Here is a 17,315-nt window from a genome sequence, read left to right on the forward strand (position 1 = left end):
TTAAATAATTATAAGTTGTTATTAAAGGTTAGTTTCGATTATTCTTCTACGCCAAATTTGTAAATAGTGACCTGATGATAGGTGTCGCCCGGGTTCAGGATAACCGGCGGGAAATGTCCCTTATTGGGAGAATCCGGGAAATGTTGTGCTTCGAAGCAGATAGCACTCCGTTTGGGGAAGGTTGCTCCGTGCCAGCCGCTGAAACCGTTGGCCCAGTTGTGTGTATAGACTTGTACGCCCGGTTCAGTGGTATATACTTCCAGACTGCGTCCGCTTTCCGGTTCCACACATTTGGCTGCGAAGGTCAGCGTACCGGGTTCCTTCTTGTTCAGAACGTAGCAATGGTCATAACCGGCTCCGTAAACCAGCTGCTGGAACGGTTCATTGATGCGGCTTCCCACTGTGTGTGGTGTGCGGAAGTCCATAGGAGTTCCTTCCACTTTGGCGATTTCGCCGGTCGGGATGGAAACTTCATCCATGGGGATATAAAAGTCTGCGTTGATAGTGACGATGTTGTTTTCCACGCTCGGAGTGGGATTGGCAAGTCCTGCCAGATTGAAAAATGCGTGGTGTGTAAGATTGACGATGGTCCGTTGGTCGGTAATGGCTGAATAAGTAATTACCAGTTCATTCTGGTTGGTGAATGTATATACAACCGTTACATCCAGACTTCCGGGGAATCCTTCTTCTCCGTCGCGTGAAAGATAGCGAAGAGTCAGGCTTTGCTTACTGGTCTGTTCTGCATCCCATACGCGTGCGTGAAAACCGGTAGGTCCTCCGTGCAGGGAGTTGGGTCCGTTGTTGATGGTCAGCTTGTATTCTTTGTTGCCAAGTTGGAACTTTCCTTTGGCAATACGGTTACCGTAACGTCCGATCAGTGTGCTGAGGAAAGGTTCCGGGCTGTTGATGACTCCTTCAATGGAATCGTGTCCCTGTACCACATTGGCCAGTTTTCCGTTTCGGTCGGGAACCATCAATGCGGCAATGGCTCCTCCGTAATTGGTGATGGCTACTTCAGCACCTTTATCGTTGGAGAGTATAAACAGATCGGTTTGTTTACCGTCAATTGTCTTCTGAAAGTCAGCCCTTTTGAGGCCGCTTAAATTGTCTTCTTTGTAAAATGTGTCATTCATATATTAAAATGTTTAATTTGTACAATGAAATTTCTATGCAAATAAAAAGATTTTATTCAAAATACCCAAACATTTTGTTTGAAAAGAAATTGCGTTATTTATTTAAAGATAATAAATCGGCCACAATGAAACTGCTTCCGCCTACAAAGATGAAGTCTTTTTCCGTAGCTTCACTTTGGGCAGCTTTCAGTGCTGTGGCTACATCCGGATAACTTTCTCCTTTCAGGCCATGAGATGCGGCCAGTTCTTTCACCTTGTCGGCCGGAAGTGCACGCTGTACACTGGCTTGAGTGAAGTAGTAGCGGGCTTCTTTGGGAAGCATGGCGAGTACTCCGCTGATGTCTTTGTCGTTAACCATTCCGATAACGATGTGAAGGGTATCATAAGTCTGGTTACGGAGTTGCTCCACGATATAGCGGATACCTCCGGTGTTATGTCCTGTGTCACAGACAATGGTGGGGTTGGAACCCAGTTTCTGCCAGCGGCCCATCAGTCCCGTAAGGCTGCATACATGAGCGAATCCTTCACGTACGTTGGCTTCACTGATTGAATATCCGGCTTGCTTTAATTGGCGGATGGCAGATAAAAGTGTATTGGTGTTTTTTAACTGGTAATATCCTCCCAGCTCACCCTGCAGGTCGGGATAATCACTGGTTTGATAAGTCCAGGTACCGTCTGCATTCTGACGGGCATCTTTCAGCAGCTGTTCTTCTTCTGCAAAGATCAGGGGAGCATGAGCTTTCCATGCTTTTTCTTCGAATACCGGACGGGTTTCAGGGGTCGTTTCTCCGATGACTACCGGTACGTAATCTTTGATGATACCTGCTTTCTCTGAGGCAATCTGTGCCAGGGTATTTCCCAAAAACTGCACATGGTCAAAGCTGATGTTCGTGATCAGGCACAAGTCCGGATGGATGATATTGGTGCAATCCAGTCTGCCTCCCAGTCCGACCTCCACAACTGCTACATCTACCTGCTCTTCTGCAAAATAATGAAAGGCCATGGAAGTGGCCAGTTCGAAGAAAGAAGGGTGAAGCGGCTCGAAGAAACGCCGGTGCTTTTTGACGAAATCAACTACAAACTCCTGGGGAACAGGCGTTCCGTTGATTCGGATCCGTTCACGGAAGTCTACCAGATGTGGAGACGTGTAGAGTCCGGTCCGGTAACCGGCCGACTGAAGGATGGCTGCCAGGGTATGTGAGCAGGAACCTTTACCGTTGGTTCCTGCTATGTGGATCGTACGAAACTTCTGATGAGGGTGACGGAAATGATCATCCAGAGCATACGTATTGGACAGTCCTTCCTTGTAGGCAGCCTTTCCTATATGTTGAAAAAGAGGAGCGCTGTTATAGAGATAGTTAAGAGTTTCCTGATAGTTCATAAATCCATTCCTTTTTAGGTTATGGTCGCAAAGATAGCGAGAACTGGCGGATTTTGTACATGAAAACAGGCAAAATCATATCTCGTCCGGCCAGGGACAGGGCTTCCCGGTAGCTTTGAAAGAAGGGCGTTGTCCGCCGGAACTGCGCAGAAAATTGCCCAGATCTTTTGACAGGCGTTTCACGACCTCAGGATGGCTGGCTGCCAGGTTGTGCTGTTCGCTGATATCAGCCGGAATATCATACAGCTCTTTTTGTCCGGTTTCGTAGAAATAGATGAGTTTCCATTTGCCCTGACGGATGCTGCAGGTTGCTCCGATTCCGGGTCCTGCTTCTCCCCACAGGTTGGGGCAGTTCCAGTAAAGGCTCCGTCCTTCCGACGGGTCTCCGGTCTGTTTGAGCAGAGGGACAAAACTTACTCCGTCTATTGTTTGCGGGACTTTCCAGTCTGTGATGCCGGCCATTTCGAGAATTGTCGGGAAATAGTCCTCAGCCAGCAGATAGCGGTCGCACCGGGAAGAGGGCTGGGTAACTCCCGGCCAGCTGACAATCATCGGTTCACGGATTCCGCCTTCGTAAGCCGATCCTTTACCGCAGTTGAGAGGAGCATTTTGGGTGTAAAGCGGTTCATCGCGCCAATGACTTCCGGTTGCATAGCCTCCGTTGTCCCCCATAAACAGAATAATGGTGTTGTCGGCCTCTCCGTTTTTTTCAAGCCAGTCCATGATATCTCCCAGACTTTTGTCCATTCCTTCAATCAGGGAAGCGTAGGCAGCTTCTTTATCCGACATTCCTTTTTGCTTGTACTTTTCGAAATATCTGGTGTCCTTATCAATCGGAATATGGATGGCATAGTGGGACATATACAGATAGAACGGCTGATTGTATTGTTTGGCTTTGTCCAGTGCCTTCAAAGCTTCCTGAGTCAGGGCCTCTGTGACGAAGGTTCCTGTTTGCCAGTATTTCTCCAGTCCGGGTACAGACATCAGGGAAGTGGGGTTTCCCTGTGCGTCGTGTCCGTAGTTCAGTTCGCTCAGGTAAGTGGCCAGTCCTCCCGCGGCGTGTCCGGCAATGTTTGTCTCAAATCCGAAGTGACAGGGATTTTCCCCCGGGGTGTCAATGGCCCCCCAGTGTGCTTTCCCACAATGAATGGTATGATAGCCGCTTTCTTTCAGTAACTGAACGAAAGATTTGGCCACGAACGTATGACTGGTTCCGCCGGTTTGTGCAATTCCGTTCCAGTTCCATTCCGGCAATTGCAGCGTTTCACTTTCGGCATCGGTCGAGCGGTTTTTCTGTAATGTCCAGTTGGTTACCCGATGACGGGCTGCATTGGCACCGGTCATCAGGCTGCATCGTGTCGGCGAACTGATGCTGGAGGCATAGGCCTGGGTAAACATCATTCCCTGACGGGCCAGACGTTCCATGTTGGGAGTTTCATAAAGCCGGTTATAGGGTGTCTTCTCTGTCCAGAAAGGCAGGGAAGTATCCTGCCATCCCATATCATCGACCAGAAAGAATATGATGTTGGGACGTTTGTCTGGCTGGTTTTCGGCTGATTGTGCATACAGGGAAGCGGACAGCGGAAGTAGTCCGAATGTCCCTAATAAAATTTTATTCATGTGCTCAGTTGGTTAAGGTTCTACATGATAAATACTGAAATTGGTAATGCAAGGATTACCCTCGCTTTTTTCTATGACGAGGCGGAACGCATCAGCTTCAACGGCGGGGAAAGATTCAATTCGCTTATGGCCGACAGAGGTTCCCCGGGCAATAGCAGACCATTTTCCGTTCAGGCGTGCTTCTACCCGGTAAGCGCGGATTCGTTCTCCCTGAGTAATGTCTTCCTGAATGATGTAATAGTTGGCTTGTGTACCTTTCCCGGTTTTCAGGGTCAGTGCTTTCTTGCTTCCGCTGGTTTGGGCCAGAGGTTTTTTGAAGCGTCTGTTGATTTCCTGTCCCCATTCTTGCAGGCGTTTGACATCCTGCTGGGGAATCAAGCCTTCCGGATTGGGAGTCAGACCGACAATCAGTGTAGCATTTCTTCCTACTGATTTTTCGTACATATCCATCAGGTTGCTCAACGGATAAACAGCCTTGTCGTCATCTCCCGGTTCCCAGAACCATTCGTGACGGCCGTTATATCCTCTCAGTGGAGTGTCGGCCATGGCAGGTACCCAGTATTTGCCTTCCGGATCGCCATGAGCGAGCAGCTTGTTGTGATCCTGAACACCGTCGGTTGCATTGCTGTGACTGTATGGATAAGGGAAAGTGGACCAGCACGGATAACCCACTGTTCCGCTTTCAGAGCCTCCCCAACGGAGATCTGCCCGGCTGACATTGTGATAGAAGAGACAGTTTGGCTGATATTTGTTGACGATGGGTTCTACGTCCGGGCCCATGCCTTTGGGATCGTCTGCACCTCCGTCAAACCAGATCATGAAAAGTTCTCCATAACGGGTACAGAGTTCAGTAACCATTTTTTCGCACAGGTGTCTGTACCATGTCTGGCGGTTGCGGGCAAATTCGCCTTCTCCTTCCGCCTTGAAATTATGGATACCTAACAGAGAGTTCCATCGGATGCCAATATAAATACCCGGCTGTATACCATATTTGCGGCAGGAGTTGACAAAATCGCGGACGATATCGCCTTTTCCATCACGCCATTTGACGGCTTTCAGACAGTAGGGATTTACATCACTTTGCCAGAGACCGAATCCGGTTTCATGAGTTGCTGTAAGTATGGCAAATTTGGCACCGGCTGCTTTCGCTGCTTCGATCCACTGGTCTGTGTTCAGCTGGGTGGGGTTAAAGATGTTGTAGTCTTCAACGGGATTGATCCGGTTGTTCCCTTGTCCGTAAATCTGTCCGTCGAAAACGTGCAGGTCATAATGGAAGACCACCCCCAATTCGGCTTCATGCCATTTCAGCTGATGCGGAGCCGGAACGGGCAGATTAGAGACATTTTGAGCCTGGCATATGGTTGTGGTTAACAAAGCCAGAAGGATGCAAGTCTGTTTGATTCTGGAAAAGATGCTTCTTTCTTTCATATTTTCATAAGGTAAAAATTGAGTATTCAAAGATACTTCTTTAAAAAGTAAAAAATGAATATTCCCGGTCTTTTTTGTTCATGTCAGATCTGGATATTCATAAAAAAAGCTGGAGAACGTTCCCAAAAGTTTGGGATTGCTCTCCAGCTCGTGTCATGACTATATAGGTTTAATCCCCTTCCGGTAAACTGTTTGTTTCAATTTTCCAGCCCGGATTCTGGTAAATTGCAGAGGTTGTATAGTCAGATGAACCTTCCTCTGCGGTTGTCAGACGGAAATGATCGAAGGCTATCGGGTTCAAATACTTATTGGGGTTCCAATTGTATCCGTTGAATGCGATGTTGTTGGTCAGAACCCGGTAAGGCATCATGTAAACTCCGTCAGCTTTGGCTGACACATTTGAATCTTCAGCTCCGCTTTCTTTCAGTGCAATGACGTTGAGGGGTGCATCAAAATTACTTCCATTGAGTCCGGCGTCGGGAGTAGCATAGCGCTTGTAGTTTTTATCCCACAGATTGAATCCTTGTACGTGATAGTTTTGCATCATATCAAGAGATCTCCATCGTTTCAGATCTTCAAAGCGCAATCCTTCTGCAGCCAGTTCAATGCGCCGTTCGCGTCTTATATTATATAAGGTGGAACTTACCAGATTTTCTCCTGAGTAACGTGCCAGATCGTTTTCTTTTGTTACGTCTGTCAGATCAATGGTATGCTGGATTGTATTGGGGGCAATGCCTCCGCGGGTTCGGAGAGCTTCCCAGTATTTCATGCTGTTGGCGTCCAGGTTTCCATTGTTCAGTTCACAGTCTGCTTCCATATAATTCAGGTAAGCTTCTGCTGCCCAGAATACAACACTGGCTGTTGTAGCAGGAAGAGTAGGTCCCTGTTCCGGATCTGTTGTTAATCCTTTTTTGATGGAATAGCCCGTTGGACATCTGTTTTCGGAAATTTCGGTAATCGGAGCCCGATAGTAATAACCTGCTTTATCGATTTTAGCTTCGGTCATTGTGGCAGAGGTAGTTAGCAGATCACCCGGAATAAGAACATTATCCAGCAGTCTGGGATCTCTTCCATAAGCAACATTTTCGTAAGTTTTGTCACCCTGATAGTCGCTGGAAGCATAGATGGGGGTACCATCCTGCATCAGGAATGATTCTACCATACTCCGGGTAAATCCGGAGTTTCCGCCTCCGTTACGCTGGATATATCCGACAACAAAGTGATTGACAGCCGGTGTCATGGTTCCGTCATATTGTTTCCATAACAGAGCTTCTGTGGAACTGCTCAGACTCTGGCTGTTGAATAACTTTGAATAGCTGGCATCCAGTGCATGGTTGTCTGCTACAATTTGCGCGGCCTCTTTAGCTTGTGTCAGGAAATAGTTGATTTCTTCTTCAATATTGATTGTGAAATCTTTCAGGTAATCTTTGTCTGCTCCTGGCCATCCCGGTCCTCCCGGAACCCGGTTGGTCCCTTTATGATACTTTTCCCAGGTACCTTCAAATAAAGCAATACGACTTTTAAGTAACGCAGCACAGTCTTTGGTCAACCGGTTAGTCATGGGAGGAGTGGCACTCATGTAATGGTAGGCTGAGTCCAGATCTGAAATGATAAAGCGGGCAACTTCGTTTCGGGGACGTCTTTTGCTGGCTTCCCGTACGGCGTCATAATTGTCTGCAATCATTTCCTTGATAATGGGAAAATCGCCCAGGGAGATCAATTTTTCGGCATAGATATAAGCCCGGAAGAAGTACATTTCACCCAGATAGTGATTGTTGTTTGCAGAATTTTCAATCTCTCCGTTTTCCAGACGGGGACGGACTGTGTTTATGAAATAGTTGGCTGTACGGATATTGCCGAAGTCCCAGTCTCCTCCGTTTTGTGCCACGCGGGTTTGACCTTTCACAAATAGATCATTGGGAGATGATCCGGCCTGATTGTCACTGTCGTTGTCGTCATCGAACGTACCCAGGCCATATCCGGCATGTACAGGGAATATTCCATACATGTTGGCTGTGTAGGCAGACAAGTCATTTTCGTTGAACAGATATTGGGATGTCGGCACAGAGTCCAGTGGTTCTCTGTCTAAGAAGTCGTTACAGGAGCTGCTGGCTAAGGCTATAAATCCAATTGCCAGAATATATAGTTGTTTTTTCATACGTTCGTTGGTTTAAAGGGTAAGATTAAGACCGAAAGAGAATGTTTGGGACAAAGGATAGGTTTTTCCGCTTGACCATTCGTTGGCTGCTGTTGCTTCGGGGTCAAACATACCGGCAATGCCTGTAAGGGTAAACAGGTTTTCGCCACTGAAAAATACGCGCAGTCTGTCAACATGCAGTTTGTTTGTCCATTCTTGAGGGAAAGTGTAACCGATCTGCAGGTTTTTCATACGCATATATGCAGCATTTTGCAAATAGCGGGTCTGGGTATATTTGTTCTTGTTTCCTTTGTCTCCGATATAAGCTTTCGGATAATAGGAATCTACATTGGGACTGAATACGGAACTTGTGTTTTCCGGACGGAAATAATCCAGGTGCTGTTTCAAGCCTGTAGACTGCCATTCGCCGCCGTTTCCACCCCAGAACAAAGGACCGCTTACCCACAAATCACGTTTCATGACACCCTGGAAGAACATTTGAACGTCGAATCCTTTCCAGTTGGCTCCTAAGGTTAAGCCGAAGCGGAACCGGGGGTTACTGTTTCCGATTACTTTGAGGTCTCCGTGGTTTCCCAAAGTGTTGTTTCCGTTGTCGATGACACCATCGCCATTCAGATCCTTGTACATGATATCTCCGGCTCCCCATTCAGAACCTAATTTGCTTTGGTCGTGAGTACTCAGCCAGTTGTTCATTTCTTCATCTGATTTGGCTATTCCGGCCGTTTCATATTCCCAGATTTCTCCTAATACCATGCCGTTGTAGTAAGTATTCAATGACATGGATTCATTCGGATATTTGGTTACTTTAACCCGGTTATCAGACAGGTTGAAACCTACGTTGTAGTTGACTTTTCCGATACGGTCTTGCCAGTTGATCTGCAAATCCCATCCTCGGTTGTCAAGTGTTGCATTGTTGGTGTTCGGTAAACTGATACCTAATGCCGCTCCGATTTCAGCAGGAGGACCTACCATATCTCTGGTCTGCCGGATATAGTATTCGAAATATCCGGTCAGCCGGTTGTTGAAGAATCCAAAGTCAAGTCCGAAGTTGGTATTGTAAACCTTTTCCCAGGTTAACGTACTGCTGACAACTCCCGGAGCACCGGCTACGGTAGGACGGACACCATTCATCAGCCATCCGCCTCCGTTGGCTGTCACACTTTGTGAAAGGTAGAACGGATAGTATGAACTTGTGTTCTGATTTCCCAGCATACCCCATGAAACGCGAGGCTTGAGGATATTGATGATATGACTGATGGGCTGGAAGAATGATTCGCGTGCTGCATTCCATCCTAAAGAAAACGAGGGGAATACATTCCAGCGTTGATCACGTAGGAATCGTGAAGATCCATCATAGCGGATGTTGAATTCAGCCAGATACCGGTCGTCATAATTGTAATTGATTCGTCCGAAGAAACCGGCAGTAGCCTAGTCGTATACATAAGCATTGTTTATCTTGTCTTCGCCTACAGATGCACTGATTTCTGGAATGGAAGAGGTGATCACGTTATCACGTTGTACCGATAAATCACGGTATTTGTTTTCTTCTGTGTTCATACCGGCCATGAATTTCAGATTATGTTTGTTTAAATCCAGAGTATAATCTGTATAAATGGATGTGGTATAGAAGTTTGTATTTGAAAACGAACTGCGTGCAAAAGTTGCTCCGGGGGAATAATCACCGGCAAAGGCCATTGTTACCGGTTGATTGTCTATGTTGTACTCATAAATAGCATTCAGGTTGGTCTGCTGGTTTTCATTGATGATTCTCATACCTCCTTCCACGTAGATATTCCAGTTTTTCAGTGGATGGAGAACCAATTGTCCTTGCAGGTAAATATTATCATTGTGAGTTTTTGCACGACCGCCTTCTGTCAATTGGGCAAGTTTTCCATTGCGCATGTAGTGGCCGTTAGGATCTTTGAATGGCATCATAGGCCACATGCGGGCAATGTCATGATAAAGCAGTCCTCCCATATCGGAGTACAAAGGATTGTCCAGATCAAAGCGAATAAACTTTGTATTGATGTTGAAATCAATATATTTGTTGATTTGCGTGTTGACTTTAGCTGTAAAGTTATAACGTTTCAGGTTGTCATTACCATAACGCAAATTACCGTTTTGGTTCAGATAGTTTCCTGATACATAATATTGCAGTTTCTCTGTTCCTCCATTCAGACTGATGTTGTGTTCATTGCTCCATGCCCATTTGAAATGCACTTTATACCAGTCCACATTGTCATTGGCTTTTTCGTGGAAATGCCAGTTCGTTCCGTTGGGAACAGTTGTGTCCGTGATTTTTCCGGCCATGTAATCTTGGATGCGTTGCATCGTTTCCTCAGTGAAAATGATCTGATTTCCCTGATTAACGGACATCTCATTGAAATAATTGGCAAAGCTGTAAGAGTCTAGCCGTTCCGGAAGGTTAGTCGGACCTGAATATCGGAAGTTATTGTTATAATTAACTTGCATTTTTCCGGCTTTACCTTTCTTTGTCGTAATCAGAATTACACCGAAGGCTGCACGTGATCCGTAAATGGATGATGAAGCGGCATCTTTCAGAACCGAAATGTTTTCAATATCATCCGGGTTCAGATTATTCATATTACCTTCAATACCGTCAATCAGGACCAGAGGGCTGGCGCTGGACCCTGTACCAATGGTTCCTGTACCGCGGATATTTACGCTCATGGATTGTCCCAACTGGCCTCCAAGATCAGAAGCAGAAAGGTTTAATCCGGGGACGGTTCCTTGCAGAGCCTGTCCGACCTGAGATACAGGACGGGATTCTAGGACCTTAGTGTCAACTGTAGAAACGGCTCCTGTCAGGTTAATCTTCTTTTGGGTACCGAATCCTACCACAACAACTTCGTCCAAAACTTTTGTGTCTTCCTGTAGTATTACATTCAGAGGGGAGCCATTCCAGACCATTTCAATGTCTTTGTATCCAATGTAGGAGATCTGGATGGTCGTTCCAGGAGTAATGTTGGAAAGGCTGAATTCTCCGTTCAGGTCTGTGATCGTTCCATTGGTTGTTCCTTTGACCACAACCGAAGCACCGATGATGGTTTCACCGGAAGCATCTTTTACAATACCCGTACATGGATTGTTTTGTTGGATTTGCTCCACAGCATCACGATGTGTGATACCGGCATGTGTCAGACTGGTGGGTAATCCTGCCAGTAGTAGTAACATGCTTACTGGTCGAATAGTTTTAAGCATAGTTTTTATGATTGTATTTTTGCTGTAGCAAATGAGAGTTTTCAGATCGGTAATCTCCTTCTGTTACAGCCGGTTTATAAAAAGTAGTGTCCGCAAAGATAGGTTTGCTCATTGATCTGGCAAGAATTATCTTATAAATTTACATTTTTTATTCGTTTAATGTTTTACAAATATCTTTTAATCAGATATTTATGTTCAGGATTATACCTTTTTTTACCAATGGCTTATTTTTAGAGTTTTATGGGATATACCTTAGTTTATATAGAGGATGAAATGAAATATAAAAAGAGAAAAAGAACTTTTTTTATGATATTTCGACCAGTAAAGCGTAAATATGTAATGTTTCCAAAACCTTGAAAACTTGTTTTTTCGGATTTTTTTTTTCATTTCATTGCTGATTGTATGAGATTCGCTACATTTGCAAAATGAAAGAATACGTTAATCTTGAAAAATAATCAATAGAATCATGAGAAAAACTTTTTTAGTATTAGGACTGATGGGTACTCTGTCCCTGGGAAGTGTTTATGCACAGGAATTTCATTTGCAGCCGACTCCTCAGGAATATCAGGCCGGTCAGGATTCGGTGATGGTTCCCGTGCAATATAGTCTTCAGGCTGAGACTGCTTTTCGTGAAACTCCTGCTTTTCATCTGTTGAATACTTTGTTCCCGAAAGGGGAAGGAAAGGATGGATTCCCTGTTTATGTAGGAGTGAAGGGGGATAAATCTGTCAAGAAATATGTCCGCCGGGTTCCCAAACAGGCAGAAGGATATTATTTAGGTATTGAGAAAGACCGTATCGTTATTGTCGGTGCCGATGAGCGTGGTGCCTATTATGGTGTGCAGACGCTGGCACAGCTGATGACATTGGGCAAGTTGCCTTTGGCAGAAGTGACCGACTATCCCGATGTGCCTTATCGTGGAGTTGTAGAAGGCTTTTATGGTACTCCCTGGAGTCATGAAGCCCGTCTCCGTCAGCTGGAATTCTACGGACGCAACAAGATGAATGTCTATTTGTATGGTCCGAAGGATGATCCTTATCATAGCACTCCGAACTGGCGCAAGCCTTATCCTGCGAAGGAGGCTTCCCAGCTGAAGGAACTGGTGGACAAGGCCAATGAAAATGGTGTAATATTTTACTGGGCTATTCATCCGGGACAGGACATTAAATGGAATGAAGAAGACCGTGACCTGCTGTTGAAGAAGTTTGAAAGTATGTATCAGTTGGGGGTACGTGCCTTTGCGGTGTTCTTCGATGACATTTCCGGCGAAGGAACCAAGGCTGAAAAGCAGGCTGAGCTGCTGAATTATCTGGATGATCATTTCGTGAAGGTGAAAGGTGATGTGGAACCGCTGGTCATGTGTCCTACGGAATACAACAAGTCGTGGTCGGACGTAAAAGGCGGATATCTGACTACGTTGGGTGATAAACTCAACAAAGGTATTCAGATCATGTGGACCGGTAACCGGGTCATTGCCTGCATCGATAAGGAATCAATGGATTTCATCAATCCTTTGCTGAAACGTAAGGCTTATATCTGGTGGAACTTCCCGGTGTCCGACTATGTACGTGATCATTTGCTGATGGGACCGGTTTATGGAAACGGTCTGGACATCAAGGATGATATGTCTGCCTTTGTTTCCAATCCGATGGAACGTGCTGAAGCTTCGAAGATTGCATTGTACAGTGTGGCTGATTATGCCTGGAACCTGGAGAAATATGACAGCAATGCTTCCTGGAAACGTGCTATCCGTGATCTGATGCCGAATCATGCTGCTTATCTGGAAACCTTTGCAGCCCATAACTCCGACCTTGGAGAAAATGGACACGGTTTCCGTCGGGATGAGTCTGTAGCCTTGCAGCCGGCACTGAAGTCTCTGCTTGCTGCTTATGAAAAGAATGGAGAAATGGATGAGGCTGCATATAAGCAGGTGGCTGAAGAATGTGACAAGATCATTGTGGCAGCCGACCGGTTGCTTGCTTCCAAAGAAAGCCGGGAACTGATTGAGGAAATCAAGCCGTGGCTGATGCAGTTTAAACTGATCGGAGAATACGGACGTGAAGTGCTGAAGATGGTTCGTCTGCAGAAACAGGGAGGACAGGAGTTTGTTGCTGTACATGATCATGCCCAGGCTCTGCAAACCCTGATGTATGAAGTGGATGCTACTTATAACCAGAATCCTTATCAGCCGGGAGTGAAGAGCGGAAGCAAATACCTGCTACCCACCTTTAACAGTCTGTTTGAAACTTCTACTCAGCGTTATAATAAGGCTGCCGGTACGACATTGGATTCACGTGCGGTATATATGCCTTATACATTAAGCAGCAATGTCAAGCAGCTGGCTCTGCTTCCGATGCGTCAGAAAGGTAAGGGAGGAAATGTCTCTCCGTCAAACGAGGTGATTATCTGGCAGGCCGGAGGTGAAGTTGCGGTAGCTATGGATTATGTCCGTACGCTGGAAAGCTTGCTGGTGGATCTGGGTACACAGGGAGCTGAAAAGAACTTCCGTCTGGAGATCAGTGCTGATGGAGTAAACTGGAAGACAGTTGACTTGCGTCCTGTGCCTGGCCGTACTTTGCTGAGTGCGGAAGTCAGCGGCATGAAAGTGCTGAAGATCCGTTTTACCAATGTTTCAGGCAGCGAACAGAAAGTTTATTTCAAGCAGTTCCGTTTCGTTGAACAATAAAACTTACTGATAAAGTCAGCAGAAGCATTCTTTGCTTCTGCTGAATACAATCATTCTACCACCAGGCCGCTGCTCCGTTGGGATATCTCCGGCCTTCCACACCGATACTGATCGAACTGCTTTCGCCCAGTTTGAAGTTGACCATGCCTCCCAGCCGGTCGGGTGCGAAGTTAGGCAGGGGGTAATACGGGAAGGAACGGTCGGGCATCAGCGACTTGTTGCCGTAAGCGTAGAGACTGATCCGGTCGTTGACCTGAAAGGCTGCAACGGCGGCAATACCTACCTGCCGGTAGTTGATGAATCCCCAGTTCATGTTGCTGGCATAAACTCCTCCGGCCACACTGAAACGTTTGGTGAGAGGGAGCGCATACATAAAGGCGGCATCTTGTCCGAAGCCGGCTCCGGAAGGGGCGTATTTGCTGGGGCTGAAAGTTACGTGCAGTCCGATGGAAGCATTGAATCCCTGGTGAAGTTCCCAGCTTGCATAGCCGTAATCCAGCGGACTCAGTCCGTACATGCTGAAAGGCCGGTAAATGCTGCTCTGGGGAACAGGGGAGGGAATACTGAATTTCGCACTGTCCGATTTCAAGGTATCCGGCAGTGGCTGTATGTTTGGTGATTCCATGATCTGCTTATCGGGCAGGGACGTTTCGGTTTGTGCCTGACAGAGAACCGGAAGAAAGGAGAGTGTCAACAAGAATGAAAGAAACTGTTTCATGGCATTTTTCTTTATTTCTCCAAAGATATGGAATATTTGGAGTTCCTGAATCAGTTGTTGACTCTTTTAATGAGAAATTTACTTTTCTTGCTATTTTCTGATCATCAGGGAAAGACGGAATATTTTCGCTTTCCCTGATGATTTTTTATGAGGTCATCAATGCTTTTTCTCCCGGATATTGGTTCTGTGTCCGTAGATGGTGACGGCTACGAAGCAGATGAAGGGAAGAATGAAAGACAGATTGACGGCCGGGAATCCACAGAAGCTGCCCATATCGATGATGGAAGCCTGTAACGGCGGAAGTACGGAGCCGCCGAGAATGGCCATAATCAGTCCGGCTGCACCAAACTTGGCATCATCGCCAAGACCCTGGAGAGCGATACCGTAGATGGTGGGGAACATCAGTGACATGCTGGCAGAAACGCCTACCAGACAGTACATACCCCAGATGTTTTGCAGCGTGATTACTCCCACTGTGAATACGCAGGCTGCAATGGCCAGTGTTTTCAGCAACAGACCGGGATTCAGATACTTCAGCAGGAAGGTACAGATGAAACGGCTTACGCAGAACAGTCCCATGGCAATGATGTTATACTGCTGGGAGAGTACCTCTGCGTCCTGTTCTTCCATTCCCATTGAGGTAAATAAGTGAGTTCCATACTGAATGATGAAAGTCCAGCACATGATCTGTGCGCCGACATAGAAGAACTGGGTGATAACTCCTTCGCGGTAATGCTTGCGATGGAAGATGCGTTTCAGGGTCGGGACAAAATCAATCTTGTGCGACTGATCCTTGTTGAGCGGCATTTTGGAAATCCGGATGACGATCAGCATCACTACGATGACAACACCTATGATGAGGTAGGGGGCTGTCAGTGTCTGCAGGTCTGCATCCCGGATTGCTTCAAACTCACTGAGTGACAGTTGGGCCCGTTCAGCGGTATCCATCGGATGGAGCCGGTTCTGAATGAAGTTCATGGCTACAAACATACCCAGCAGGGAGCCGATCGGATTGAATGCCTGAGCCAGGTTCAGTCTGCGGGTAGCTGTTTCTTCGGTTCCCATGGAAAGGATGTAAGGATTACAGCTGGTTTCCAGGAACGAAAGTCCGCAGGTCAGGATGAAGTAGGCGATGAGGAAAGGATAATAGTTTCCCATCTTCATTGCCGGAAAGAAAAGAAAGGCTCCGAAGGCATATAAGCCCAGCCCGAGCATAACCCCGGCTTTATAGGAATATTTGCGGATGAACATGGCAGCAGGGAAGGCCATGGCAAAATAGCCTCCGTAGAAAGCTACCTGTACCAGTGAGCCTTCTGTTACGCTCATGCGGAATATTTTGGAGAAAGCCTTGACCATCGGATTCGTGATATCATTGGCAAATCCCCAAAGCGCGAAACAGGTTGTGATCAGAATAAAGGGAAACACGTAGCTGATGTTTCCTTCTTTCAATATCGGTTGATTGTTTTTTTTCATGGCATGCGTTTTAGATTTCAGGATATATGAACTTCGTTTTTGTTTTTAATGGCTCCGCATGCCTGAGCCTGCATCAGAATGTTTCCGATGGCAGTTGCTTCTACGGGTCCGGCAATGACCGGAATGCCCAGAGCTTCCTCTGTCAGGCGGTTCAGCAACTGATTCTGGCATCCGCCGCCGATGATGTGTAACTGTTGGATCGGCTCCGGAAGGAGGCTGTTCAGCTGTTCGATTCCTTTTTTGTAACGGGCAGCCAGTGATTTCAGTACACACATCACATAGTCACCTTTCGTTACAGGAACTTCCTGATGGTGGCTGAGGCAATATTCGGCGATGGCTTTTTCCATGTCAGCCGGATTGGTAAATACAGGATTGTCTACATCGATCATGCCGGATATCTGGCTTTCGGAAGCTTGCTGCAGCAAAGGACCGTAGCTGGTGTCAGCTCCTGCCTCTTTCCACTGCTGCATCAGACGTTGCAGAATCCAGAGTCCTGTAATGTTCTGAAGGAACTTGATTTTTCCTCCGGTGCAGCCTTCGTTGGTGAATCCTGCCTGGCGTGCTTCTTCGCTCAGGATCGGTTCATCCAGTTCCACACCCAGCAAAGACCAGGTTCCTGAACTGAGGAATGCACATCGGGAGGCTTTTCCTTCCGGGAAAGGAACGGCAAAGACAGCGCTGGCTGTGTCATGCGAACCGACGGCAATTACTTGAGTATCGGCTGGCAGTCCTGTTTCTGCTGCAATGGAAGGAAGAATGTTTCCCCGTGAAGTTCCCGGCATGACAATCTCTCCGAACAGGTGTGACGGGAAGCCCATCCGTTTGATCAGTTCCCAGTTCCAGGAACGTTCTTTGGCAAGAATCAGTTCGGAAGTAGAGGCGATGCAATATTCATTGTTGGCGGTACCGGTCAGGAAGTAGCTGAACAGGTCGGGAGTAAAAAGCAGTTTGTCTGCACATTCCAGCAGGTCCGGACATTCCTTTTTCATGGCATAGAGCTGAAAGAGGGAATTGATGGGCATCACCTGAATGCCGCTTTCCCGGTAATGTTCGGATGGTGACAAGGTTTTGAATACTTCTTCCGGAGCCCCTTCTGTATACGGGTCACGGTAGCAGCGGGGATTTCCCAGCAGATTTCCTGCACGGTCCAGCAGTCCGAAATCCACTCCCCAGGTGTCAATACCGATACTGGTGACATGATAGCCTTTTTGTACGGCAAGGCGGATGCCGTTTTTCATTTCTTCGAATAAGGACAGAAAGTCCCAATAGATATGGTTCCCCATCTTGATCTGTCGGTTGGAGAAACGGTAGATCTCGTCCAGATGCAGCTGTCCGCCGGTAATTTGTCCGGCAATGACGCGTCCGCTTCCTCCACCGAAATCGATGGCCAGATAAGTGTTGTTCATGATAGGATAATGGTTTTGGTCGGTTATAAAAACAATCCGGAGGATGTGTCAGTCTTGTTTCCTTTCTGGCGCATCCTCCGTTTTGTTCAG

The 17,315-nt window shown here is 46.8% G+C and carries 9 protein-coding genes and 1 pseudogene; 1 reads left to right on the top strand and 9 read right to left on the bottom strand.

What is annotated here, in order from left to right:
- Positions 1–38 precede the first annotated feature (38 nt).
- The 6 genes and pseudogenes from BACCOPRO_RS14750 to BACCOPRO_RS14775 all read right to left on the bottom strand — a co-directional run bounded on the left by BACCOPRO_RS14750 (position 39) and on the right by BACCOPRO_RS14775 (position 10,942).
- Entirely contained in the window at positions 39–1,133 is a 1,095-nt protein-coding gene (locus BACCOPRO_RS14750) for an aldose epimerase family protein (protein WP_008144890.1), read from the bottom strand.
- Positions 1,134–1,227: 94 nt separating this feature from the next.
- Positions 1,228–2,514: a bifunctional folylpolyglutamate synthase/dihydrofolate synthase gene (locus tag BACCOPRO_RS14755; protein WP_008144891.1), complete on the bottom strand. Its 1,287-nt coding sequence runs from the start codon at positions 2,512–2,514 to the stop codon at positions 1,228–1,230.
- Between the two features lie 75 nt (positions 2,515–2,589).
- Positions 2,590–4,134: a sulfatase gene (locus BACCOPRO_RS14760; protein ID WP_008144893.1), complete on the bottom strand. Its 1,545-nt coding sequence runs from the start codon at positions 4,132–4,134 to the stop codon at positions 2,590–2,592.
- Between the two features lie 12 nt (positions 4,135–4,146).
- Entirely contained in the window at positions 4,147–5,562 is a 1,416-nt protein-coding gene (locus BACCOPRO_RS14765) for an alpha-L-fucosidase (RefSeq protein WP_008144894.1), read from the bottom strand.
- Between the two features lie 169 nt (positions 5,563–5,731).
- Positions 5,732–7,720 (bottom strand): RagB/SusD family nutrient uptake outer membrane protein, encoded by a 1,989-nt coding sequence (locus BACCOPRO_RS14770; RefSeq protein WP_008144896.1) that lies wholly within the window; start codon positions 7,718–7,720, stop codon positions 5,732–5,734.
- A 12-nt stretch (positions 7,721–7,732) separates the two neighbouring features.
- Positions 7,733–10,942 (bottom strand): annotated as a pseudogene (locus BACCOPRO_RS14775) (SusC/RagA family TonB-linked outer membrane protein).
- A 466-nt stretch (positions 10,943–11,408) separates the two neighbouring features.
- Between BACCOPRO_RS14775 and BACCOPRO_RS14780 the strand changes: the two are divergent.
- The gene (locus BACCOPRO_RS14780) at positions 11,409–13,628 is read left to right on the top strand and encodes a beta-N-acetylglucosaminidase (protein ID WP_008144908.1); all 2,220 of its coding nucleotides are present in this window, start codon (positions 11,409–11,411) and stop codon (positions 13,626–13,628) included.
- A gap of 55 nt (positions 13,629–13,683) precedes the next feature.
- Here the strand turns inward: BACCOPRO_RS14780 and BACCOPRO_RS14785 are convergent, their stop codons facing one another.
- The 3 genes from BACCOPRO_RS14785 to BACCOPRO_RS14795 form a co-directional block, all read right to left on the bottom strand.
- Positions 13,684–14,346: a hypothetical protein gene (locus BACCOPRO_RS14785; protein WP_008144910.1), complete on the bottom strand. Its 663-nt coding sequence runs from the start codon at positions 14,344–14,346 to the stop codon at positions 13,684–13,686.
- A gap of 156 nt (positions 14,347–14,502) precedes the next feature.
- Complete coding sequence (fucP, locus tag BACCOPRO_RS14790) at positions 14,503–15,819, bottom strand: L-fucose:H+ symporter permease (RefSeq protein ID WP_008144912.1); 1,317 nt, start codon at positions 15,817–15,819, stop codon at positions 14,503–14,505.
- 17 nt (positions 15,820–15,836) lie between these two features.
- Positions 15,837–17,225, bottom strand: coding sequence for a rhamnulokinase (locus BACCOPRO_RS14795; RefSeq protein ID WP_008144915.1), 1,389 nt, complete (start codon positions 17,223–17,225; stop codon positions 15,837–15,839).
- Positions 17,226–17,315 lie beyond the last annotated feature (90 nt).

It is taken from the genome of Phocaeicola coprophilus DSM 18228 = JCM 13818 (assembly GCF_000157915.1).
Lineage (GTDB): Bacteria > Bacteroidota > Bacteroidia > Bacteroidales > Bacteroidaceae > Phocaeicola > Phocaeicola coprophilus.

Bases quoted from the DNA above. Each gene is read 5' to 3' on its own strand.
- BACCOPRO_RS14750 (WP_008144890.1), bottom strand. From the start codon at position 1,133: ATGAATGACACATTTTACAAAGAAGACAATTTAAGCGGCCTCAAAAGG.
- BACCOPRO_RS14755 (WP_008144891.1), bottom strand. From the start codon at position 2,514: ATGAACTATCAGGAAACTCTTAACTATCTCTATAACAGCGCTCCTCTT.
- BACCOPRO_RS14760 (WP_008144893.1), bottom strand. From the start codon at position 4,134: ATGAATAAAATTTTATTAGGGACATTCGGACTACTTCCGCTGTCCGCT.
- BACCOPRO_RS14765 (WP_008144894.1), bottom strand. From the start codon at position 5,562: ATGAAAGAAAGAAGCATCTTTTCCAGAATCAAACAGACTTGCATCCTT.
- BACCOPRO_RS14770 (WP_008144896.1), bottom strand. From the start codon at position 7,720: ATGAAAAAACAACTATATATTCTGGCAATTGGATTTATAGCCTTAGCC.
- BACCOPRO_RS14780 (WP_008144908.1), top strand. From the start codon at position 11,409: ATGAGAAAAACTTTTTTAGTATTAGGACTGATGGGTACTCTGTCCCTG.
- BACCOPRO_RS14785 (WP_008144910.1), bottom strand. From the start codon at position 14,346: ATGAAACAGTTTCTTTCATTCTTGTTGACACTCTCCTTTCTTCCGGTT.
- fucP (WP_008144912.1), bottom strand. From the start codon at position 15,819: ATGAAAAAAAACAATCAACCGATATTGAAAGAAGGAAACATCAGCTAC.
- BACCOPRO_RS14795 (WP_008144915.1), bottom strand. From the start codon at position 17,225: ATGAACAACACTTATCTGGCCATCGATTTCGGTGGAGGAAGCGGACGC.